At 68.9% G+C, this 21,061-nt stretch carries 24 protein-coding genes; 15 read left to right on the top strand and 9 right to left on the bottom strand.

Going from position 1 to position 21,061, the window contains the following annotated elements:
* Nucleotides 1-109 precede the first annotated feature (109 nt).
* Entirely contained in the window at nt 110-1,525 is a 1,416-nt protein-coding gene (locus tag DVK03_RS07025; protein ID WP_115802551.1) for a geranylgeranyl reductase family protein, read from the top strand.
* Here the strand turns inward: DVK03_RS07025 and DVK03_RS07020 are convergent.
* Both DVK03_RS07020 and DVK03_RS07015 read right to left on the bottom strand, forming a co-directional pair.
* Nucleotides 1,500-2,696, bottom strand: coding sequence for a HAMP domain-containing sensor histidine kinase (locus DVK03_RS07020; protein WP_115802550.1), 1,197 nt, complete (start codon nt 2,694-2,696; stop codon nt 1,500-1,502). The two genes, DVK03_RS07025 and DVK03_RS07020, sit on opposite strands and share 26 nt — an antisense overlap.
* A gap of 129 nt (nt 2,697-2,825) precedes the next feature.
* Nucleotides 2,826-4,109, bottom strand: coding sequence for an amidohydrolase (locus DVK03_RS07015; protein WP_115802549.1), 1,284 nt, complete (start codon nt 4,107-4,109; stop codon nt 2,826-2,828).
* 128 nt (nt 4,110-4,237) lie between these two features.
* Between DVK03_RS07015 and DVK03_RS07010 the strand changes: the two genes are divergently transcribed.
* Both DVK03_RS07010 and DVK03_RS07005 read left to right on the top strand, forming a co-directional pair.
* Complete coding sequence (locus DVK03_RS07010; protein WP_004043545.1) at nt 4,238-5,788, top strand: Na+/H+ antiporter NhaC family protein; 1,551 nt, start codon at nt 4,238-4,240, stop codon at nt 5,786-5,788.
* On the top strand, nt 5,785-6,048 hold the full coding sequence (locus DVK03_RS07005) for a hypothetical protein (RefSeq protein ID WP_004063445.1): 264 nt from the start codon (nt 5,785-5,787) through the stop codon (nt 6,046-6,048). The genes DVK03_RS07010 and DVK03_RS07005 overlap by 4 nt, the downstream gene beginning before the upstream one ends.
* Nucleotides 6,049-6,108: 60 nt before the next feature.
* Here the strand turns inward: DVK03_RS07005 and DVK03_RS07000 are convergent, their stop codons facing one another.
* A complete protein-coding gene (locus DVK03_RS07000; protein ID WP_004063449.1) occupies nt 6,109-6,438 on the bottom strand; it encodes an uS10/mL48 family ribosomal protein in 330 nt (109 codons plus the stop codon).
* 158 nt (nt 6,439-6,596) lie between these two features.
* Here DVK03_RS07000 and DVK03_RS06995 point away from each other — a divergent pair, with 158 nt between their 5' ends.
* From DVK03_RS06995 to DVK03_RS06985, 3 genes are all read left to right on the top strand, one after another.
* Nucleotides 6,597-7,052, top strand: coding sequence for a bis(5'-nucleosyl)-tetraphosphatase (locus DVK03_RS06995; RefSeq protein WP_115802548.1), 456 nt, complete (start codon nt 6,597-6,599; stop codon nt 7,050-7,052).
* A 162-nt stretch (nt 7,053-7,214) separates the two neighbouring features.
* On the top strand, nt 7,215-8,207 hold the full coding sequence (locus DVK03_RS06990) for a DUF5787 family protein (RefSeq protein ID WP_004063450.1): 993 nt from the start codon (nt 7,215-7,217) through the stop codon (nt 8,205-8,207).
* Between the two features lie 25 nt (nt 8,208-8,232).
* The gene (locus tag DVK03_RS06985; RefSeq protein WP_115802547.1) at nt 8,233-8,832 is read left to right on the top strand and encodes a class I SAM-dependent methyltransferase; all 600 of its coding nucleotides are present in this window, start codon (nt 8,233-8,235) and stop codon (nt 8,830-8,832) included.
* A gap of 19 nt (nt 8,833-8,851) precedes the next feature.
* On the opposite strand, the gene DVK03_RS06980 is transcribed toward DVK03_RS06985, so the two are convergent.
* Nucleotides 8,852-9,352, bottom strand: a complete 501-nt coding sequence (locus DVK03_RS06980) for a DUF5797 family protein (protein WP_004043551.1) — start codon at nt 9,350-9,352, stop codon at nt 8,852-8,854.
* 99 nt (nt 9,353-9,451) lie between these two features.
* On the opposite strand from DVK03_RS06980, the gene DVK03_RS06975 reads away from it, so the two are divergent.
* The 4 genes from DVK03_RS06975 (at nt 9,452) to DVK03_RS06960 (ending at nt 11,704) form a co-directional block, all read left to right on the top strand.
* Entirely contained in the window at nt 9,452-10,225 is a 774-nt protein-coding gene (locus tag DVK03_RS06975) for an enoyl-CoA hydratase/isomerase family protein (RefSeq protein ID WP_115802546.1), read from the top strand.
* 118 nt (nt 10,226-10,343) lie between these two features.
* Nucleotides 10,344-10,601: a hypothetical protein gene (locus DVK03_RS06970; protein WP_115802545.1), complete on the top strand. Its 258-nt coding sequence runs from the start codon at nt 10,344-10,346 to the stop codon at nt 10,599-10,601.
* Nucleotides 10,602-10,695: 94 nt separating this feature from the next.
* Nucleotides 10,696-11,016: a transcription factor S gene (locus DVK03_RS06965; protein WP_008574128.1), complete on the top strand. Its 321-nt coding sequence runs from the start codon at nt 10,696-10,698 to the stop codon at nt 11,014-11,016.
* A 40-nt stretch (nt 11,017-11,056) separates the two neighbouring features.
* Nucleotides 11,057-11,704 (top strand): hypothetical protein, encoded by a 648-nt coding sequence (locus DVK03_RS06960; protein WP_115802544.1) that lies wholly within the window; start codon nt 11,057-11,059, stop codon nt 11,702-11,704.
* Between the two features lie 51 nt (nt 11,705-11,755).
* On the opposite strand, the gene DVK03_RS06955 is transcribed toward DVK03_RS06960, so the two are convergent.
* From DVK03_RS06955 to DVK03_RS06945, 3 genes are all read right to left on the bottom strand, one after another.
* Entirely contained in the window at nt 11,756-12,481 is a 726-nt protein-coding gene (locus DVK03_RS06955) for a methyltransferase domain-containing protein (RefSeq protein WP_006600317.1), read from the bottom strand.
* Nucleotides 12,478-12,861, bottom strand: coding sequence for a nascent polypeptide-associated complex protein (locus DVK03_RS06950; protein WP_081597039.1), 384 nt, complete (start codon nt 12,859-12,861; stop codon nt 12,478-12,480). Before DVK03_RS06950 ends, DVK03_RS06955 begins: the two co-directional genes overlap by 4 nt.
* An 82-nt stretch (nt 12,862-12,943) precedes the next feature.
* A complete protein-coding gene (locus DVK03_RS06945) occupies nt 12,944-13,612 on the bottom strand; it encodes an O-methyltransferase (RefSeq protein WP_004063464.1) in 669 nt (222 codons plus the stop codon).
* 156 nt (nt 13,613-13,768) lie between these two features.
* On the opposite strand from DVK03_RS06945, the gene DVK03_RS06940 reads away from it, so the two are divergent.
* Both DVK03_RS06940 and DVK03_RS20235 read left to right on the top strand, forming a co-directional pair.
* Nucleotides 13,769-15,445, top strand: coding sequence for a methylmalonyl-CoA mutase (locus tag DVK03_RS06940; RefSeq protein ID WP_004043559.1), 1,677 nt, complete (start codon nt 13,769-13,771; stop codon nt 15,443-15,445).
* 307 nt (nt 15,446-15,752) lie between these two features.
* Nucleotides 15,753-16,037 carry a hypothetical protein gene (locus DVK03_RS20235; protein WP_013035307.1) on the top strand — a complete coding sequence of 95 codons (285 nt, stop codon included), beginning with the start codon at nt 15,753-15,755 and terminating at the stop codon, nt 16,035-16,037.
* A 94-nt stretch (nt 16,038-16,131) separates the two neighbouring features.
* On the opposite strand, the gene DVK03_RS06930 is transcribed toward DVK03_RS20235, so the two are convergent.
* Together DVK03_RS06930 and DVK03_RS06925 are read right to left on the bottom strand one after the other, a co-directional pair.
* Complete coding sequence (locus DVK03_RS06930) at nt 16,132-16,512, bottom strand: hypothetical protein (protein ID WP_115802543.1); 381 nt, start codon at nt 16,510-16,512, stop codon at nt 16,132-16,134.
* Nucleotides 16,513-16,519: 7 nt separating this feature from the next.
* Nucleotides 16,520-16,894, bottom strand: coding sequence for a YbjQ family protein (locus tag DVK03_RS06925; protein ID WP_006600319.1), 375 nt, complete (start codon nt 16,892-16,894; stop codon nt 16,520-16,522).
* Between the two features lie 54 nt (nt 16,895-16,948).
* Here DVK03_RS06925 and mce point away from each other — a divergent pair, with 54 nt between their 5' ends.
* The 3 genes from mce (at nt 16,949) to DVK03_RS06910 (ending at nt 21,027) form a co-directional block, all read left to right on the top strand.
* On the top strand, nt 16,949-17,332 hold the full coding sequence (mce, locus tag DVK03_RS06920) for a methylmalonyl-CoA epimerase (protein WP_004063472.1): 384 nt from the start codon (nt 16,949-16,951) through the stop codon (nt 17,330-17,332).
* A 3-nt stretch (nt 17,333-17,335) separates the two neighbouring features.
* Nucleotides 17,336-19,273, top strand: coding sequence for an o-succinylbenzoate--CoA ligase (gene menE / locus DVK03_RS06915; RefSeq protein ID WP_115802542.1), 1,938 nt, complete (start codon nt 17,336-17,338; stop codon nt 19,271-19,273).
* A gap of 92 nt (nt 19,274-19,365) precedes the next feature.
* Complete coding sequence (locus tag DVK03_RS06910; protein WP_115802541.1) at nt 19,366-21,027, top strand: long-chain fatty acid--CoA ligase; 1,662 nt, start codon at nt 19,366-19,368, stop codon at nt 21,025-21,027.
* Nucleotides 21,028-21,061 lie beyond the last annotated feature (34 nt).

Raw genomic sequence — 21,061 nt, 5'->3', positions numbered from 1 at the left:
TCAACCCCCGTCGAGCGCCGCGTCTCGTCGCGGTCGCCGCCCTCGGACTCGCCGCGCGCGGTCGGTGCGGGAGTAAAGAGTTTTCAGCCCGCGATATGGAGGTGATACCATGTCCACAGACGAGAACGACACCGCCGAGAACTCCTCGGCGAGCCCACGGACCCAGTCCGTGGACGTGGTGGTCGTCGGCGCGGGAACCTCCGGCTGTTACGCCGCCGCCACCATCGCAAACGCGGGCTACGACGTGACCATCGTCGAGCGAAAGCCCGAGGAGGAAGCGGGCCACATCGCCTGCGGCGACGCCCTGAAGGGCGCAGACGCCTTCCCCGAGGCGATTCCGAAGTCGAAAATCGAGCCGGCGTTCACCAACACCGAGGTCGACCACGGCCGCTTCGAGATTCCGCAGGAGGACACCGTCCTCGACATCCCGGTCCCCGGCGAACTCGCCGTCATCGACCGCTGGGAGTACGGCCGGCTCATCATCGAGGGCGCGGAGGAAGCCGGTGCTGACCTCCACTACGACACGGTCGTCCAGGACGTGAAACAGGACGACGACGGCACCGTCACCGGCATCGTCGCCAAGCACGACGGCGAGGTCGTCGAGTACGACGCCGACATCGTCATCGACGGCGCGGGCTCGCTGTCGCTCCTCCAGGACAAGGTGGACTTCTCCGACGCCACCTTCGACACGAACGTCTCCTACCAGCACTTCTCGTCGGCGTACCGCGAGGTCGTCGAGGTCCCCGAGCCCGTCGAGTGGTCGGACGCGCTCGTGTTCAAACCCGCCGAGGTCGCCGCGGGCTACGTCTGGTACTTCCCGCGGACCGAGACCGAAATCAACGCCGGTCTCGGCTTCCAGATGACCGAAGAGCCGATGAAGCTCGTCGACGACCTGAAGAGGGACCTCCGGGAGCGCCCCGAGTTCGAGGGCGCGGAGGTCATCGACAAGCTCGGTGCCGCCCTCCCGACCCGCCGCCCCTACGATTCTGCGACCGCGCCGGGCTACATGGCCGTCGGCGACGCCGCGGCCCACGTCAACCCGACGACCGGCGGCGGCATCGCCGGCGCGGCCTACGCCGGCAAGTACGCCGGCGAGCAGGCCGCTATCGCGCTCGACGCGGGCGACGTGAGCGAGGAGCTGCTGTGGCGCTACAACCAGCGCGTCATGGACCACTTCGGCGGTCGCTACGCCAGCCTCGACGTGTACAACATCCTCTCGACCGCCGTCGACGTGGACGACCTGATGGGTCTCATCGCCTCCATCCCCGGCGAGAAACTGGCCGAGGCGCTCTACTCCGGGACGACCTCGTTCGGCCCGGTCCTCCTCGCGCAGACCGCGGCGTCGAGCTACGGTCACTGGAGCCAGATTTACGAGTTCTTCAAAATCAAGCGTCTGGCCGACGAACTGTTGGCCCACTACGGCCGCTATCCGAGCCGGCCGAGCGCCCTCGAAGGGTGGCAAGTCGAGCGGGACCGCATCATGGACGACATCTACGAACTCACGGGCGCGGACCCGAAGTACTGACCTCGGACTCCGCCGCGAACGAGACGCCCCGGAACTCGAACCGCGCGCCCCCGTTTTTGCCGGTCGTCGCCGCCACCTCCCAGCCGTGAGCGTCGGCGACGCCGGCGACGATGGCGAGACCGAGACCGGTCCCCCGCGAGTCGGTGCTGTATCCCGACTCGAAGATGCGGTCTTGTTCTTCCGGCGGGATGCCGGGGCCGTCGTCCTCGACGAAAAAGCCGTCTTCGAGCGGGCCGACGCGGACGTTGACGCCAGGCGTCCCCCCGTCGGCGTCGGCTCTCGCCCGGCGGCCGCTCGCGTCGGCTGCGCTCTTGTCGGCGGCGGGAGACGGGGTCTCGGTCGGAACGTCGCGGCTCGCGGTCTCGTCTGGGGACTCCCGGCGGCTCGTCGAGCCGTGTTCGACCGCGTTCCGAAACAGGTTCTCGAAGACGGCGGTGAGCCGGCCCCGGTCGGCGAGCAGCCTCGCGTCGGCCTCGACGGTGAGTCCGGACGCCCCGAGACTGGTGTTCGTCACCGCGTCGGCGGCCACGGTGGCGAGGCTGACGGGTTCGACCTCGCCGACCTCCTCACCGACGCGGGCGAGTTGGAGCACGTCCTGAATGAGCGCCTCCATCCGGTCGTGGGCGTCAGCGACCGTCGAGAGGTGTTCGGTTCCGTGCCCCTCGCGGGCGAGTTCGAGTCGCATCTGGGCGACGTTCAGCGGGTTCCTGAGGTCGTGGGTGACGACCGACGCGAACTGGTCGAGCCGGTCGTTGCGGCGGCGCAGTTCCGTCTCGCGGGCGTCGCGGTGGGTCGACCACCGGACCGCGCCGACCGCGAGCGCGACCGACCCGACGAGGAGCGTCCCGTCCTCGAAGACGAGCGTGACCGCCTCGGGCTGGGCGACGACCTCGTCGACCGCGTCGCTGACGGCGTAGACGGCGAACAGCGCGGTCCCGGCGTACAGCGGCCGCCAAACCGTCGGCACGTGGCGGACGCCGCCGACGACGAACGCGCCGGCGACGGGAATCGGAATCAAGAGGAGTTCGACTGCGAACCGAAGCCAGTGGACCTCGGAGCTGTGGGGGAAGACGGCGACCTGGACGACCGCGACGCCGACGGCGATGCCGACGACTGCGAGACCCGGACGCAGGTCTGTGTCTTCGGTCGATTCACCGCCGAGGAACCCCATCGCTGCCGGCTATGCACGGAGGGGACAAATAACCGCTGGCGGTTCGTCGCGGGCTGTTCGGCCGGCCGTGCGCCGTTTCCGACGCGGTAACGCGGCCCGAGATGGCTCGAACGACGCGCTCGGACCGTCTTAGGGACGCTCGGTCGCAATTCGGTCGACGCTTGCGGCGAGCACGTCGACGGCGATGCGGATGGTCTCTTCGTCAACGTCGAACGTCCGGGTGTGGTGGCCGCCGGGGTGGTCCGTGCCGACGCCGACGTAGGCCGCCAGCCCGCCGCGGTCCTGGACGTGCTGCATGAGGTAGGTCGCGTCCTCGCTGCCGCCGAGGTCGTCGCGGTCGAGAATCGAGGTGACGCCCTCGACGCCCTCGCTCACGCCGCCGACGATGGCCGCGAGCGCGTCGTCGCTGCGGGCGCTCGGGGCCTTGCCCTCGACCCCGATTTCGACCTCGCAGTCGTGCATCGCGGCGGCCGACTCGATGACCGTGTGAGCGCGGTCTTCCATGTACTCCATGAGCTCCGTCGTCGCGCCGCGCACCTCGCCTTCGATGAACGCCTCCTCGGCGACGATGTTCGTGGCGGTCCCGCCGCCCATCAGGCCGACGTTGACGCGGGTCGCGCCGTCCGAGTGCCGGGAGATACCGTAGAGGTTCTGCGTGGCCGCCGCGGCCGCGAGGTTCGCGTTCTTCCCCTCCTCGGGCTTCGCGCCCGCGTGGGCCGGCGCGCCGGTGAACTCGGCGCGGAAGTGCGAGACCGCGAGGAAGCCGTCGATGCCGCAGACGACCTCGCCGGTCGGGTGGTCGAGACCGACGTGGAGCGCGAGCAGGTAGTCCACGTCGTCGAGGTGGCCGCCCTCGGCGACGGCCTTGCCGCCGGCGACCTGCTCTTCGCTCGGCTGGAAGAACAGCTTGAACGTCCCCTCGAAGTCGGAGTCGATGACGGCGTCGAGGACGCCGAGGCCGATTGTCGCGTGGGCGTCGTGGCCGCAGGCGTGCATGAAGCCCTCGTTCTCGGAGCGGAAGCCCTCGGCGGCCGGGAGGTGGTCGTCGGCCTCGGACTCGGGGATGGGGAGCGCGTCGATGTCGACGCGGAGGCCGACGGTCGGCCCCTCGCCGCGCTCGACGACCGCGACCGCGCCGGTGTAGCCGCCGGCGAGGCGGTCGAGTACGTCCTCGCGCGCGCCGGCCTCGCGGGCCCGCTCGACCCACGCGTCGAGTTCGGCGTCGTCGGGGACGGCCATGCGCTCGTCGGCGTCGAGCGTCTCGGGGCCGACGTAGAGCGCGTCGAGGTCGCGCGTCTCCAGTTCGTCGACGAGGCGGGCGGTGGTGTAGAACTCGCACCACGCGGGTTCGGGGTGGCGGTGCAGGTCGCGGCGAAGCGAGACGAGGTCGTCCATCGTCGCTCGGTGGCTCATGTCTGGACTCTTTTCCCCCGGCGATGATAAACGCTCCCGACGTTTCGTGGGCAAGAAACGCAAGTTTGGAAGAAATAGTTGGAGGAAATTCGTGCCTATTATATATCCCAGTCAAGCTCTGACAAACGATGCCAGAAGAACCGGACATCGAGCTCAGTTTCCGTGGCGGGCGCCTCGTGAGCGCCCTGCCCATCGCCCTGTTCATCGCGTGGGCGATTTTCCAGAGTGGTATCCTCGGTATCGGCGATACGACCGGCCTCGTCGCGGGGATGCTGACAGGACTCATCGCGGGACTGCTGTTCGTCCGGGGAGACTGGAAGGACTACGCGGACGTCATCTTCGCCGGCATGACCCGCCGGGTCGCCGCGACGGCGGTCGTCGCGTGGCTCTGGGCGGGCATGTTCGCAGAGACCATTCAGGTCGGCGGCTTCGTCGACGGCCTCGTCTGGGCGGCCACGGTCCTGAACGTCGGCCCGGGGCTGTTTCCGGCCGTGACGTTCCTGCTCGCGGCGCTCCTGGCGACCGGTATCGGCACCGGCTACGGCACCGCAATCGCCTTCACGAGCCTCGTCTTCCCGGCGGGGCTGCTCCTCGGCGCGAACCCCGTGTTGCTGTTCGGCGCGATTCTCTCCGGCGCGGTGTTCGGGGACAACCTCGCGCCCGTCAGCGACACGACCATCGTCTCCGCGGTCACGCAGGACGCCGACATCGGCGGCGTCGTCGCCTCTCGCGTGAAGTACGCCGTCGTCGCGGCGGCGCTCGCAATCGCGGCGTACCTCGTCGCCGGCTTCGGTATCCCCGGCGTCTGGGGCGGCATGCCGCACGTCGACGTGGCCGGCGAGGTCTCGGCGTCGGTGTCGCCGTGGGGGCTCGTCCACCTGCTCGACATCGCCGTGGTCATCGCCCTCGCCGTCCGCGGCCGACACATCATCGAGGCCGTCTCGTGGGGACTGCTCCTCGCGGCGGCGTTCAACGTCGCGCTCGGCGCGGCGAACCTCGTGGACGTGTCGGCCGGGAGCATGCTCCTGTTCAGCGCGCCGCAGAACGGCCTGACGCAGGCGGTCGAGGCGCTGCCGCTCCTCGGTGCCGTCGTCGAGACCGTCCCCGCGGGACAGGTCGGCGTCGGCGGGAGCGTCTACTCCGGCGCGGCCGGCTTCTTCCCGCTTATCGTCCTGACGCTGTTGCTCGTCGCGGGCGCGGAAATCATGCGCGCCGGCGGCGGCTTCGACGCGATTCAGGAACTCGTCATCGACCGCGTCGCCACGACGGTCCGCCGCGCGGAGACCACGATGGTCGTCGGGACAGCGCTCGTCAACGCGACGGTCACCATCAACACGGCGGCCGAAATCGCCATCGCGCCCTACATCGCCACGCTCGGCAAGCGCTTCAACATCAACGGCTACCGCCGCGCCAACATCCTCGACGCCAACACCTCGGCGCTCGGCTACATCTTCCCGTGGGGCGGCGGCCTCCTCGCCGGCTACGGGGCCATGCAGGGTCTCGTCGGCGGCGAGGCGACGCCGTGGTTCACGGCCGAGATGCTCGTAAACCCCGCGTCGGTCTTCCCCTACGTGTTCCACGGCTGGTTCCTCGTGGCGGTGTTCCTGCTCGCCGCGTGGACCGGCTACGGCCGCGAGTACGTCTCCGACCGCACGAGTGAGGAGGTGAGCCGCGTATGAGCCGCCTCGACAAGCTCTTGGCCGGCTGGACGTTCCGCACCGCGACGCCGACGTTCGAACCCGGCGAGGTCATCACGGCCTACATCAGCGAGCGCAACGGCGACGGCCTCACCGTCCGCATCGGCGACTCGGTCATCCGGGTCGAAGACGGCGAAGGGGCGGCCGTCGAGGACAAGGTTCGGCTGAAGGTCACGTCGTTCGACGCGACCAACCACGTCGGCACCGGCGACGTGGTCGAACTGCTCGGGCCGGACGCCTGAGCGACCAAAAGAGGGACAAAACCGGGGACCTGCGTCTTCGTCCGCGTTCCGCGGCCGCCGTCAGCGACGGTGGCCCAGCGGCTTTTTCTGTTCGACTTCGATTTCGACGTGGACGCTGTCGGGGAACTCCCTGAGGCCGACTTCGCGAGCAATCTGGTCCGCGCCGTGGATTTCGAGCCGGCGGGTGTAGACGGGGTAGGACCACGACGAGAACTGGTCGCCGGGCTGGAGCGTCCGGTACTGCGGGACGCTCACCTGTTTCGGCTGGTCGGAGTGGGGGCCGCGGCACTCCGCGCCCTTCCGCTCGATGAACTGCTTGAGGTCGTCGACCACTCGGTCGAGGACCGCCTTATCACCGCTTTGAAAGGTGAGTTTCGTGACGAAGGCCATAGCTGGGTACTACTCCTTGTTGCACGCTCCGACGGTAAAAGCGCATCTACACGAACCGGGGACTTCGGGCTCCTCACCCCGAATCCCGAGTGAAAAACCGTGCGAACGCGCTACATCCTCCGATACCCTCTTAAAGGGTGGCACGTTTATTTCGGGTAATGGCAGTCGAAGCGGTCAGCGCTGGAGCCATTCTCTTCCGCGACACCCGCGGCCGGAGGGAGTACTTACTCCTGAAGAGCCGTCCCGGGGACTGGGAGTTCCCGAAGGGCGGGGTCGAAGGGGACGAGGAGCTTCAGCAAACGGCAATCAGGGAGGTCAAAGAGGAGGCGGGAATCCAAGATTTCCGCCTCATCGACGGCTTCCGCGAGGACTACAGCTACGTCTTCGAGGCGAACGGGACGACGATTCACAAGACGGTTCACCTCTTTATCGCGCGGTCGTTCGAGGCGTCCGCGGAGCTCTCGACGGAGCACCGCGACCTCCAGTGGCGCGACTACGAGCAGGCCATCAACACCATCACGCAGGACGGCCCCCGCGAGATATTCGAGCGCGCCCACGAGTTCCTCGACGACCTCGCCGCGAAAAACGAGGGCGAACGCAAGTACCTGAAGTAGCGTCGGCCGAACCGGCCGACGCCCGAGACGCGACGCCAGCGAGCGACAGCGCCGCGCGTCGGCGGGGCGGCGACAGCCGCGGTATCATCTGCGTCATCGTCGAACCACGCGCCGAAGCCGCCCGACCGAAACGCCTTCGGCCTCCCGCCGCAACTCCCGGTCGTGAGCGACGCCGCCGACCGCGACCGCGACCGTGACCCCGAGTTCGCCTTCGAGCTCCGGGTCTGTCGCTGGGCCGAGCGCGCGTGGCATCCCGACGGCCCGCGCCCCGCGTTCGTCGCCCGACAGCTCGGCACCCGACAGCGCCGCTGGGACACCGTCGTCGTCGAGGTCGACCCCGAGGCGTTCGCCGCCCGGCGCGCCCTCTCGACCGACGGCTTCGACTCGGACCTGTTGCGCGTCGTCCGCCACGCGCCCGCCGAGTGGGCGTGGTACAGAGACGCCATCCCCGAACCCGACTTCCCGTGGCGACACGTCGTGCCCGCGGTCCACCGCGCGGCGGGGCTCGGCCTCGTCGAGAAACGCCGCGGCTCGCGGAACCGCGTCGAGTACCGCCGGACCGCACCGTACCCCGACTGGGTCGAGCGCGTCGTCGCCATCGAGAACAAGCCGAACCTCGACGCCAGCGCCGCCCGCGCGCTCGCAGACCAACTCGAACACGACGTGTCGCGAGCGCTCGCCGACGAGGTCTGGGTCGCCACCGAGGTGACGGGCCGGCGGGTCGAACCCGCCCTGCTTGAAGACTTGCCGGTCGAAGTCGGCATCCTCGGCGTCGACGGCGACTCGGCGGAGGTGCTGTGGCACCCGAGCTCGCTCTCGCCCGACTCCGAAGACGCCCGGCGGCGACTCGTCCTCGCCGAGCGCGCCTTCGACCGCGGCTGGCGCAACTACGTGGACACGATGCGACCCGACTGCCGACAGTTCGAACTCGACCGGCGCGGCCGGGCGCTCGTCCCGCGGTGCGCCGCGAAAGACTGCTATCAGAGCCAGCGCGAGTGCGCCCACTCGTGTCCGTCGTTCGAGCCGGAGCCGCCGGCGTGGCGGATGAACGGCTGGCCCATCGAGGGCGGCCCCGGCAAGGGCGTCCGCCGGATTCTGGAGGCGCGGCGCGAGCGCGAACGAGACCGCGCCGAGCGCGGCAGTGAGAACGCCTAACTTCGCGCCCCGCCGACCGAGCGGTATGGAACGATTCCAGAACACGAGCCTGCCGGACTGGGACTGGTGGGGGAAGCTCTGGCCGACGCCGGGCGAGACGCTTCGGGACCTCGGGCTGTCGGCGGGCGACACCGTCGTGGAAATCGGGTGCGGAAACGGCTACTTCGCGCTCCCCGCGGCGCGAATCGTCGCGCCGGCCACGGTGTACGCGGTCGACCTCGACGACGACCTCCTCGCGGAACTCGGCCACCTCGCCGCCCAGCAACGCATCGACAACGTGGTCTCGGTCCGCGGCGACGCCCGCGAGCTTTCGGCGCACGTCTCCGAGCCAGTCGACGTGGCGCTGTTCGCCAACGCGTTCCACGGCGTCGACGACCCCGAGGAGTTCCTGACGGAAGTCGAGTCGGTCCTCGACGACGACGGCCGGTTCGTCGTCGTCAACTGGCGGCCGCTCCCCCGAGCGGAGACGACCATCGCTGGCGAACCGCGCGGCCCGCCGACCGACCTGCGGCTCGGCCCGGAGGAGACCGCGGCGATGGTCGAAGAGGCGACCGACCTCGCTGTGACGGCGGAACTCGATATCCCGCCGTACCACTACGCGCTGGTGTTCGAGCGGCGCGAATAACGACCGCGGAGGCGGGCGGTTAGACGACTTCCACGTCGACCTCGTCGCGCTCGACGGCGAGGCGGAACGTGGGGACGGTCCGGTAGACGACTTCGATGACGCCCTTGCGGCGGAGGCTCTGGAGCGCGCGGCGCACGTCGTCAACGTCGGGGTCGATGTCGAACTCGTCGCGGAGCTTGTTGAGGACGCTGACGACGCTCTCGGAGCGCTCGTCGGGGCCGGCGACGACCTCGAAGACGCGGGCTTCGAGCGAGGGGACGCGGATGACGCTCGGCACGGATTCGGCCTCGTCGTCGCCCTCGACGCCGGGTTCGACGCCGACGAGTTCGGCCGCCTCGGCCGTCGCGCGGATGAGGCTGTTGTCGTCGCGGTAGTAGTAGTCTTTCAGCTCGGATTCGAGGTAGCGGTGGACCTCGCTCCCGCTTTCGAGGTCCCAGCGGTTCTGTAACTCCTTGTTCTTCGTCGGCTGGAGCCGGACGATGTCGGCGAGGCGTTCTTCCGCCTCGTCGGAGAGCGTCATATCGGTGGATTCGACGGAGGGGCTATAACGTTGTTCTGGATTCTTCAGCGCGACCGGCGAACGTTAATTATTATCCCTGTGCCTCGCGTCGCCCCGAGTATGAGCTGGGACACCCTCCGACTCGACTGGGACGGCGACGTGGCGACCATCACCATCGACCGCCCCGAGCAGATGAACGCGCTCAACGCGGACACGCTCGACGCGCTCGAAGACGCCCTCGACGAGGCCGAAGCCGACGGCGCTCGGGTGGTCGTCCTCACCGGCGCGGGCGACGAGGCGTTCATCGCGGGCGCGGACATCGGCTACATGAAAGACATCGGAACGCCCGCCGCGCAGAACTACGCCGAGCAGGGCCACCGCATCGCGACGCGCTTGGAGGAGTTCCCCGCGCCGACCGTCGCGGCCATCAACGGCTACGCCTTCGGCGGCGGCATGGAGTTCGCGCTGGCGTGCGACCTCCGGGTCGCCTCCGAGCGCGCGCTGCTCGGGCAGACCGAAATCGACCTCGGCATCATGCCCGGCTGGGGCGGGAGCGTCCGCCTGCCGGCGCTCGTCGGCGACGAAGTCGCGCGGCGGCTCATCTTCTTCGGCGAGCGCATCGACGCCAGCGACGCCCACGAGTACGGCATCGTCGGCGAGGTCGTCGCCCACGACCAACTCGACTCGCACGTCGAAGACCTCGCCGCCGACCTCGCGTCGAAGCCGCGGCACGCCCTCGCGGGCGCGAAAGCCGCCATCAACATGTCCCACGACGCGCCGCGGGACGCCGCGCTCGACTTCGAAGCCCGCGTCTGGAGCGGCCTGTTCGGCACCCACGACCAGCGCGAGGGGATGGAGGCGTTCCTCGACAAGCGCGACCCCGACTTCGAATAGAACCGAGAGAGCTCTTGTTTCCGGTTTATTCGGGCGATTCGAGTCACCGATTCTCCCGCATAGCCGTGCTAGCACGGCTCCGACAACTGCTAATACGCTCTATGTATAATGAATAATCGTGCAAGAATCGATCACGCTCGCCCGCGTCGAATCCCTCCTCGAAGACCTGTCGTACCCGGTCTCGCGCCGGGACGCCGCGACCTCCTTCGACGGTGTGACGGTGCTCATGGCCGACGGGAACGCCGACCTCGGTGAGTTAGTCCGGAACTGCCTCACGAGCGAGTTCACCGACGCGAAGGACCTGTACTACGAACTGAACAACGCGATGCCAATCGAGGCGCTCGGCGAACCGGGGCAGTCCGACGGCGACGCCTGAGTCGCCCGCTCGGCACCGGCTTTTTTCAGCGCTCACCCCGCGAGCGCGGCGCAATCCTGACGCTTAAGTCCCTCAAGCGGTAGGACGTACTATCATGGAGTTTTGCGACGACTGCGGGTCCCTGATGACGCCGCAAGACGGCGTCTGGGTCTGTCCGAACGGCCACGAGAAAGCCCGAGACAGCGAAAAAGAGAAGTCGATGGTCACGACCGAGGGCCAGGAGTCCAGCGAGGTCGTCGACATGTCCGACGTGGACAACGCCGACATCGGCCCGACGACGAAGGCCATCTGCCCGAAGTGCGGCCACGACGTGGCGCGCTACGAGATGAAGCAGATTCGCTCGGCCGACGAGTCCGAGACGCGCTTTTTCACCTGCGTCGAGTGCGACCACAAGTGGCGCGAAGACGACCACTGAGCGACCCGCTTTTTTCAGCCCTCCGTCCGTAACGCGGGGCATGGCCGACGCGCCCGCCCCGCCGACGCTCCCGCCGCTGGAGGGCTGGGTCCGCGTCGACGACGCGACGGACCGCCCGTTCGAACTCGGCCCCGTCAGCGTCGTCGCCCGGACGGTCGTCTACGAGGACGCCACCATCCGCGAGCGCGTGCCGGCGACCGCCGACGGCCCGTGGCGCTTTCTGTTCGCCAGCCGCCTCGAAATCCGGCCGCACACACCGCCGTCGAAGTCGCTGACGAAACTGGTCGGCAAACGAGCGAGCGCCGGCTTCCGGTCGCGCCTCGAAGCCCGCGGCTTCTCGGACGTTCGGCGCGTCGAGTCGCGGACGCTCCGGGTACGAGTTGGCGGCGGTGGCGACGGCCAGCGCGATGACGCCCGGGACGATGACGACCGAAGCGACGACGCGGGAAACGAAGCCGAGGCCGACGTGATTCGCTACGCCGCGACCGTCGAACTCGCCGGGGTCGAACTCGCCGCGGACGCCTACCTCGCGGTGACGCCGGTCGACGGCGAGTTCCGCCTGACCGGCGGCGCGTACCCCCGCGAGGTCCGCGGTGACGACGGGGAGACGGCCGCGGCGCTCCGCGAGGCAATCGACCCGGAGCGGTTCAGAGAAGATCTGTTTCGCGTGATTCGCGGCGTCGGGTGAGGGAACGAAGTCGGGCCGAAAGAGCGGTTGGCCCGCCGGCGTCGGACTCGCTCACTCGTTGCGGGCGAACACGAGGTAGCCGGTGTGGCCGACGCCGGCGGTCGAGGGGCGCGACCCGCGGTCGTTGAAGTCCATCTGTCGCTGAATCGTCTCGAACGTCTCCACGTCCGAGAGCCCCGCCTCTCTGGCGGCTTCGACGGCCGCGCGCGTGCCCTCCACGAACGGGGAGTAGACGGCGACGTAGCCGCCGGTCACGAGCAGGTCGGGCGCGTGGCGGACGACCTCTGGCGCGTTCTCGGTGTCGAGCGTGAGCGCGTCGAACCCCGAGTCCGCGAGTTCGTCGAGTTCGTCGGTGATGTCGCCGGTGCGAACGTCGACGCGCTGTTCGACGCCCGCGAGACGCATGTTCTCGCGAGCCACGTCCGCGAACTCGGCGTCGCGTTCGAACGTCGTCACGTCGACGCCGAGGCGGCCGAGGTACGCCGAGAGGACGCCCGTGCCGGTGCCCGCGTCGAGGACCCGCTCGCCGGCCGCGATACCCGTGTGGCCGACGATGAGGCCGATATCGCGCGGCATCATCGGCGCGCCGGTGCGCTCGAAGTGGTTGAAGAGGTCCGGGCCGCGCGGCTCGCGGACGAGGAACTCCTCGCCGATGTGGGTTTCGAGCGTCTGGCCGGCTTCCACGTCCTCGGGGACGGTGAGCATCCCGAGGTCGGTGTGCAGTTCGTCGCCGGGCGCTCGGAGGTACTCCCGGTCGCCGTGGACGAGGAGTATCACTCCAGTCGCGCGATGGCCGCGGCGAGGTCGCCGTCTTCGGCCTCCAGCGCTTCGCGGGCCTCGTCCTCGGGGACGCCGGCGCGCTGGGCCACGATGGCAACGTCGTCGGCCGGGATGGCGTCGGCGGCCTCGGCGGACTCGACGGACTCGTCGCCGCCGTCGTCGCCGGCACCGAGTTCGCGCGTCTCGGGCTCGCCGACGATTTGATACGTCTCTTGGCCCTGCGCGTCCATGCGCGTGACCTGCGCGTCGCTGAAGACGAGCTCTTCGTCGCCCGTCTTGATGACGACTTCCTCAGCATCGAGCTCCGTCACGTCGATGCCCATCTGCTTCATCATCTGCTTCATCTTTCGCGGGTTCATCCCGCCGCCTCCAAACATACCCGAACGGTCGGGGTGGGCGCTCAAAAGCGTGGCGAACGTCGGTGCGCGGCGGTCGGTGCGCGTCCCGGCGGTCGCGCGCTCACTCGACCCGCGTGCTGACCGCGAGGCCGCTGCCGACCGGGAGGACGATGGTCTCGTACCGCGGGTCGGCCCGGACCGCGTCGAGGAACGCCGCGATGCCGCGGGTGTCGGCGTCGGCTCCGTCGAGGGCCTCGGCCCGGCCTTCGCTCCAGTCGGTGAGCGCGCCGAAATCGACCGGGCCGCGCATCACGTTGTCAGCGACGACGACTCCGCCGACCGCGACGCGGTCGGAGACGAGGTCGAACGCCTCGGCGTAGCGGTGTTTCTGGTGGTCCAACAACACGAGGTCGAACTCGCCGTCGACGCCCTCGAACAGGTCGAGCGCGTCGCCTTCGAGGAACGTCGTCCGGCCGGCGAGGCCGGCCCGGTCGAGAAACTCCCGCGCCATGTCGAGTTCGTGGGCGTCGTGTTCGGTCAGGAAGAGTTCTGCGTCGTCGGCCATCCCCTCCGCGAACCACGTCGCGGAGTAGCCGAAGCCGGAGCCGAACTCGAACAGCCGCGTCGCGTCCGCGAGGTGCGCGAGGACGCGGAGCACGCCGCCCGCCTCGGGGCCGATGATGGGAAAGCCGTGCTCGTCGGCGTAGGCGGCCATCTCGGCCTGCACCGCGTCGTGTTCGGGCGCGGTCGCCGCGAGGAACCGCCGCGTCTCGTCGGTCAGGATGTCCATGGCGAAGCAGGGCGCGCGAGCGACATAAAATCGGTCGCCGCGGCCGCGTTCGCGGGGACACCGTCACACCCTCGGTCGCGCGCTCACGGTCGGAGACAGCGACCGATATCCGCCGACCCGCGTACGCTTAAGTAGGGACAAACCACATCTTCGACCATGTTTGATCCCGACGAGCTCGAAGAGATTCGGGAGGCGAAAGCCGAGTGGGAAGACGAGACGCTGGGGCCGACGCTCGACCGCTTCGGGGAGCGGAAAGAGGAGTTCACGACCGACACGGGCGGCAACGTCGTCAAGCGGCTCTACACCCCGGACGACGCCGACGTGGACTACGACGAGGACGTTGGCTTCCCGGGCGAAAAGCCCTACACGCGCGGGGTGTATCCGACGATGCACCGCGGGCGGCTCTGGACGATGCGGCAGTACGCGGGCTTCGGGACGGCCGCCGAGACCAACGAGCGGTTCCGCTACCTCATCGACAACGGCTCGTCGGGGCTGTCGCTCGCGTTCGACCTGCCGACGCAGATGGGCTACGACTCCGACGCGATGATGGCCGCCGGCGAGGTGGGGAAATCCGGCGTCGCCATCGACAGCCTCCACGACATGGAGACGGTGTTCGACGGCATCGACCTCGGTGAGGTCTCCACGTCGATGACCATCAACGCCCCGGCGGCGGTGTTGCTGGCGATGTACGTCGCCCTCGGTGACAAGCAGGGCGTCCCCCGCGAGGAGCTTCGCGGAACCATCCAAAACGACATCATGAAGGAGTACATCGCGCGGAACCTCTACATCTTCCCGCCGGAGCCGTCGATGCGGCTCATCACGGACATCTTCGAGTTCTGCGCGGCGGAGACGCCGAAGTTCAACACCATCTCCATCTCCGGCTACCACATCCGCGAGGCCGGGTCGACCGCCGCCCAAGAGGTCGCGTTCACCCTCGGCAACGGCATCCAGTACGTCGAGGCCGCGGTCGACGCCGGCCTCGACGTGGACGACTTCGCCCCGCAGTTGTCCTTCTTCTTCAACGCCCACAACAACATCCTCGAAGAGGTGGCGAAGTTCCGCGCCGCCCGGCGGATGTGGGCGAAAATCATGGAAGAGCGCTTCGGCGCTGAGAACCCGAAGTCGATGCAGTTGAAGTTCCACACCCAGACCGGCGGCTCGACGCTCACCGCCCAGCAGGTCGAGAACAACGTCGTCCGGGTCGCCTATCAGGCGCTGGCGGCCGTCCTCGGCGGCACGCAGTCGCTCCACACCAACGGGAAGGACGAGGCGCTGTCACTCCCCACGGAAAAGTCGGTTCGGACGGCGCTCCGCACCCAGCAGATTCTCGCCCACGAGTCGGGCGCGGCCGACACCATCGACCCGCTGGCGGGCAGTTACTACGTCGAGGCGCTGACCGACGACATCGAAGACGAGGCGTTCGACCTGCTCGACGAGGTGGACGAGCGCGGCGGCATGCTCGACGCCGTGAAAAACCAGTGGGTTCAGCGGGAGATTCAGGACGTGGCCTACGAGCGCCAACGCGAGATAGAGGAGGGCGAGCGCGTCATCGTCGGCGTCAACGAGTACCAAGTGGACGAGGAGCCGACCGTCGAAGTGCAGGAGGTCTCCGAGGAAGAAGAGCAAAAGCAGGTCGAGTCGCTCGACGCCCGGAAGGACGACCGCGACGAGGAGGCCGTCGAGGCCGCGTTGGAAGACATCCGCGCCGCCGCGAACGGCGACGAGAACCTCCTCCCGCTCATCGTCACGGCGGTCAAGGCCTACGCGACGGTCGGGGAAATCTGCGGCGTCCTCCGCGAGGAGTTCGGAGAGTACGAACCCGGCATGGCCTGAACCGCCCCTACACTCCCGAACGACCGGCGCCGGCGACCGCCCCGCACCCCGCGCCCCGTGCCAACGAGTCACTAATTCTATACTTTCACCCGTCCAACAACTTTTATTATCACCCCCCGAGTGGAGACAATCGAGGCTTATGATGCCGCTTATCGCGTTCTAAACCCGTCACACGCCCGGCCGCCGTCTGTCGGCGCGAGGTTCGCGCCACCAGTCGCTCGATTTTCGAGCGGCGGCCGTCGCGTTGCGGGGCTCTTCGACCGGAGAGCCCCCGGTATCGCATCCGATTGTCCCCCTCACCAGACGAATGTCACGACAACGCTCCAGAGACAGTCGTACCGGCTCCGACTACCACCCCTCGCATCACCGACCCGCGCCCTCGTTGGCGACGCAGGCCGCCCTGCTCACCTCGATGGCCGCGGTCGTCGCGGTCGTCACCTACCCCGTGGCGTCGCTCGCGGTCGCCGTCACCGTCGCCGCCATCGTCGCCGTCGCCCGCGTCGTCGTCACCCGGGTCGACCGCTCGATGCTGACGGTCGACGTGCCCGGCGTCCCCGTCGAGGTCACGGTCGCCCGGACCGCCCGCGACTGAGGCCCGACCCGACGCCGTGAGTCACACGCCGACTCGCTCGCTACCTTCGAACTTCACGCCCCTCGCGTCCCGCTCTTGACGCGCGCTCCTGCGCTCATTTTCGTTCCCCACTCTCGACGCGTTTCCCGCTTTCGCGTCGCTCACCGACCCCGACGAGTCGAGTTCGAAGCACTCGCCCGGCCGCCACGAAGACCATTGCCTGGAGGTAGCCGAAGACGGCGAGCGCCGGGTAGAACACCGCCGTCTCGCGGACGCCGAACTCGTTGGCCGCGAGCGTGTCGAAGAAGAAGGCGGCCACCAGCGCGGGGGAATCGACGACCCAGATTTCTCTCGGCACCACGCCGACGAAGCCGACTGCCCACACGGCCGCGAGCGCGGCGAAGACGGCGACTGTGGCCCGGTCCGTGGCGAGTCGGACGAACCTGTGTGCGAGTCGCCGCGGGTCTCGGGTGACCCGCCGAGTCGTCGGCGTCACCGTCGGCTCACGCCACGTCGGCGTTCGACTCGGACGCCGATTCCGCGTCGGCGTCGGGGTCGGTGCCGCCGACGAGCGTGACGGCGGTCCCGTAGGCCAGAATCTCGGCCGCTCCTTGGGCCACCTCGGCGGTCACGTACCGGACGCCGACGACGGCGTCGGCACCCATCGCCTCCGCCTCCGCCACCATCCGGTCTGTCGCCTCGTCGCGCGCCTCGGCCATCAGCCCGGTGTAGGACTTGAGTTCGCCGCCGACGATGTTGCGGAGTCCCTGCGTGATGTCGCGGCCGACGTTGCGGGCGCGAATCGTGTTCCCGCGGACGGCACCCAGCGTCTCCTCGATGTCGCGGCCGACGACCGTCTCCGTTGTCGTTACTATCATGACAGGAGTATCGAACCGTCTGGGTTTATCCGTTGCGCCCGACGAACTGGAGGCATGCATCTCGACCACGTCGGAATCGCCACGCCCGACGCCGCCGGACTGGCCGCGCTGTTCGCGGAGTTGTTCGACGCGCCCGTGGCTCACGAGGAGACGTTCGACGGCATGTCGGTCGTCTTCCTCGAACTCGAAAACGGCTACTTCGAACTGCTCGAACCCCACGAGGAGGGTGCCATCTCGAAGTTCCTCGACAAGCGCGGCGGCGGTATCCACCACGTCGCCGTCGAGACCGACGACATCGAGGCCGCGCTCCGGACCGCCGAGGCCGCCGGCGTCGACCGCATCGACGAGGAGCCGCGCCCCGGCGCGTGGGGCCACGAGGTCGCCTTCTTACATCCCAAGTCCACGGGCGGCGTCCTCGTGGAGTTCGTCTCGCACTGAGCGATGACGGGCGCTCCCGACGACGCGGCCGGTGGCGACGACTCCGAGTCGACCGAGGACGACGCAACCGCCGCCGACGCCCGCGGGTTCGCCGGGCCGATGCGCGACTGGCTCTCCCACCGGGTCGCCGCGACGCCCGACCGACAGGCGCTTATCCACGCCGCGACCGGCGACTCGTGGACCTTCCGCGAACTCGACGCGCTCGTCGACGAGACCGCCGGCCAACTCGCCGCCCTCGGCGTCGAGGCCGGCGACCACCTCGGCGTCGTTCTCGACCCCGGCGTCGACTACGTCCGACTCATCCACGCCGCGACGCGGCTCGGGGCCGTGCTCGTGCCTCTCAGCGACCGACTCACCGCCGACGAAATCGCTCGCAACGTCGAACTCGCGGACGTGACCACGCTCGTCTGCGGCGAGTCCACCGAGTCGACGGCGGTCGAGGCGACGACCGACGTGCCCGTCGTCTCCGTGGACGACCCGCGGTGGGAGGGCGTCATCAACCTCTCGTCTATCGCGCCCAAGCGGGTCGAACCCGCGGGCTGGTCGCTCTCGGAGACGGTGCTCCTGCTTTTCACCTCGGGGACGACCGGGACACCGAAGGCGGTGCAACTCACGATGGGAAACCTGCTTGCGAACGCCGTCGCCGGGGCGTTCCGACTCGGCGTCTCGCGCGACGACCGGTGGCTCGTCACGCTCTCGTTGCACCACATGGGCGGCATCGGCCCGATTCTCCGCGGCCCGCTGTACGGGACGACGGTCGTCCTCCGCGAGGGGTTCGACGCCGGCGGCGCGGCCGACGACATCGGCAAGTACGACGTGACGGGCGTCTCGCTCGTGCCGACGATGCTCACGCGGATGCTCGACAGCCGGGGGACGCTCTCGGACTCGCTCCGCGTGGTGCTCCTCGGCGGCGCGCCCGCCCCCGACGAACTCATCGAGCGCTGTCGGAACTACTCGGTGCCGGTCCACCCGACCTACGGCATGACCGAGACGGCGTCGCAGGTCGCCACCGCGACCCCGCGGGAGGCGTTCGACGACGTGGGGACCGTCGGGCGGCCGCTCTACTTCACCGACCTCCGGGTCGTCGACGAGGACGGAACCCCCGTCGAACCCGGCACGCCGGGCGAACTCGTCGTGTCGGGACCGACCGTCTCGCCCGGCTACTACCGGAACCCCGAGGCCACCGCCGACGCCTTCAGCGACGCCGGTCTCCGAACCGGCGACATCGGCTACCGCGACGACGACGGTCTCCTGTACGTCCTGAACCGGAAGGACGACCGCATCATCACCGGCGGCGAGAACGTCGACCCCGGCGAGGTCGCGGCGGTCCTGCGGGACCACCCCGACGTTGACGACGCCACCGTGCTCGGGGTCCCCGACGCCGAGTGGGGCGAGCGCGTCGCCGCCCTCGTCGTTCCCGCGGACCCGGAGAACCCACCGGACGACGAGGACCTCGACGACTTCTGTCGCGAGCGACTCGCCGGGTTCAAATGCCCGCGACTGGTCGCGACCGCGGACGAACTCCCGCGGACCGTCTCGGGGACCGTCGACCGCGAGGCGGTCCGCGAGCGACTGGTCGCGGCCAAGCCCGTCGCGGAGGCCGAACCGGAGCACGCGACCGATTACGACGACACCGACGACGATGCCGGTGACGACGGTGACGACGACGAGTCCGACGACTCCGAGACCGACTCCGGCGAGGCGACGCCCGCGAGCGACGCCGACGCGGCCGCCATCGACGACGCCGAGGGCGACGCGACAGTCGCGGACGCGGAACGCGACGGAGACGAGGCCGAGGACGATAGTGAAGCGAGCGTCGACGGAGCCGAACGCGGCGACGCCGAGCGCGCGGAAGGCGACACCGACAACGGAGACGCCGACGCCGGCGATACCGACGGCGGCGACGGTGGTGATGAGTTCGTTCCCGACCGCGACGAGTGAGTGAACGCGCCCGCGGGTGACGCCGAATCCGCAGCCCGCACCACGCCGAGTCGTTTCCAAACAATCATTACGTTTTACCACAAGAGGACAGTATGGTAGGTGCTACCAACCAGACACTTCGGCCGTTCCTGTGGCGCGCGGGCAAGCTCTATCCGGACCGCGAAATCGTCTCTCGGACCGCCGAAGGGCTGGAACGCTACACGTACGCGGAGTACGAGGGGCGCGTGGCACGGCTCGCGGGGGCGCTTTCGGACGCCGGCATCGGGGACGGCGACCGGGTGGCGACGTTCTGCTGGAACCACAACCGACATTTCGAGACGTACTTCGGGGTCCCCTCGATGGGCGCGCAGCTGCACACCATCAACCCGCTTCTGCCCGACCACCACATCCAGTACATCGTCGAGAACGCGAAGGACCGCATCATCTTCGTGGACCCGTCGCTCGCGCCGAAACTCGCCGGCGCGGTCGACGGGGACGCCTTCGCCTCCGTCGAGCAGTTCGTCGTGATGGCCTCCGAGGTACCGGACGACGTGGGCCTGTCCCCGGTGACGGACTACGAGTCGTTCATCGCTGACCACCCCGACGAGTACGACTGGCCGGACCTCCCGGAGGACCAGCCGGCGGGGATGTGTTACACCTCGGGGACGACGGGCCAGCCGAAAGGCGTCGAGTACTCCCAGCAGATGCTGTGGGCGCACACGATGGCGACGCTCCCCGAATCCGGCCTCGACATCGGCGCGAAAGACGTCATCATGCCGGTCGTCCCGATGTTCCACGTCAACGCGTGGGGCCTGCCGTTTTCGACGACCGCGGCGGGCGCGAAACACGTCTACCCCGGCCCGTCGCCGACGCCCGAGGACCTCGCGACACTCATCGAAGAGGAGGGCGTGACGATGACCGCGGGCGTGCCGACGGTGTGGCTCGGCCTGCTCGACTACCTCGACGAGCACGACGCGGACATCTCGTCGCTCGAACGCATCATCATCGGCGGGTCGGCCGCGCCCAAGTCGGTCATCCGCCGGTTCGACGAGGAGTACGACGTGGACGTGCTCCACGCGTGGGGCATGACGGAGATGTCGCCGGTCGGGACCGTCGCCCACCTCAAGCCGGGGATGGAGGACCTCCCCGCCGAAGCGCAGTACGAAAAGCGCGCCAAGCAGGGCCTGCTCGCGCCGGGGCTGGAGATGCGCGTCGTCGACGACGACGGGAACGAGGTCCCGTGGGACGGCGAGGAGTTCGGCGAGCTGTGGGTCCGCGGCCCGTGGGTGACGACCGAGTACTTCGAGCGCCCCGACGCGAACGAGGAGGACTACGAGGATGGCTGGCTGAAGACCGGCGACGTGGTCACGGTGGACGAAGACGGCTACGTCCAAATCGTCGACCGGGCGAAAGACGTCATCAAATCCGGCGGGGAGTGGATTTCGTCGCTCGAACTCGAAAACAGCATCATGGCCCACGACGACGTGGCCGAGGCGACCGTCATCGGCGTCCCCCACGAACGCTGGCAGGAGCGCCCCGTGGCCTTTATCGTCCCGAAGGGCGGCGTCGACGAGGACGCGCTCAAGGCCGACCTCGTCGCGCGCGTCGAAGACGAGTTCCCGAAGTGGTGGGCCCCCGACGAGGTCGTGTTCATCGACGAGGTGCCGAAGACCGCGACCGGCAAGTTCGACAAGAAGGTGCTCCGCGACCGGTACGACGACTCGTCGCTCATCGAGGGCAAGACGCCCGATTCGGAGGCTCCGTCGGACGAATGAGCGTCGGGCAACGGCTATTTTAACAAAAAACAAG

Source organism: Haloferax sp. Atlit-109R (genome assembly GCF_003665865.1).
Lineage (GTDB): Archaea > Halobacteriota > Halobacteria > Halobacteriales > Haloferacaceae > Haloferax > Haloferax volcanii.
This window is presented reverse-complemented; position numbering and strand designations above follow the sequence as displayed.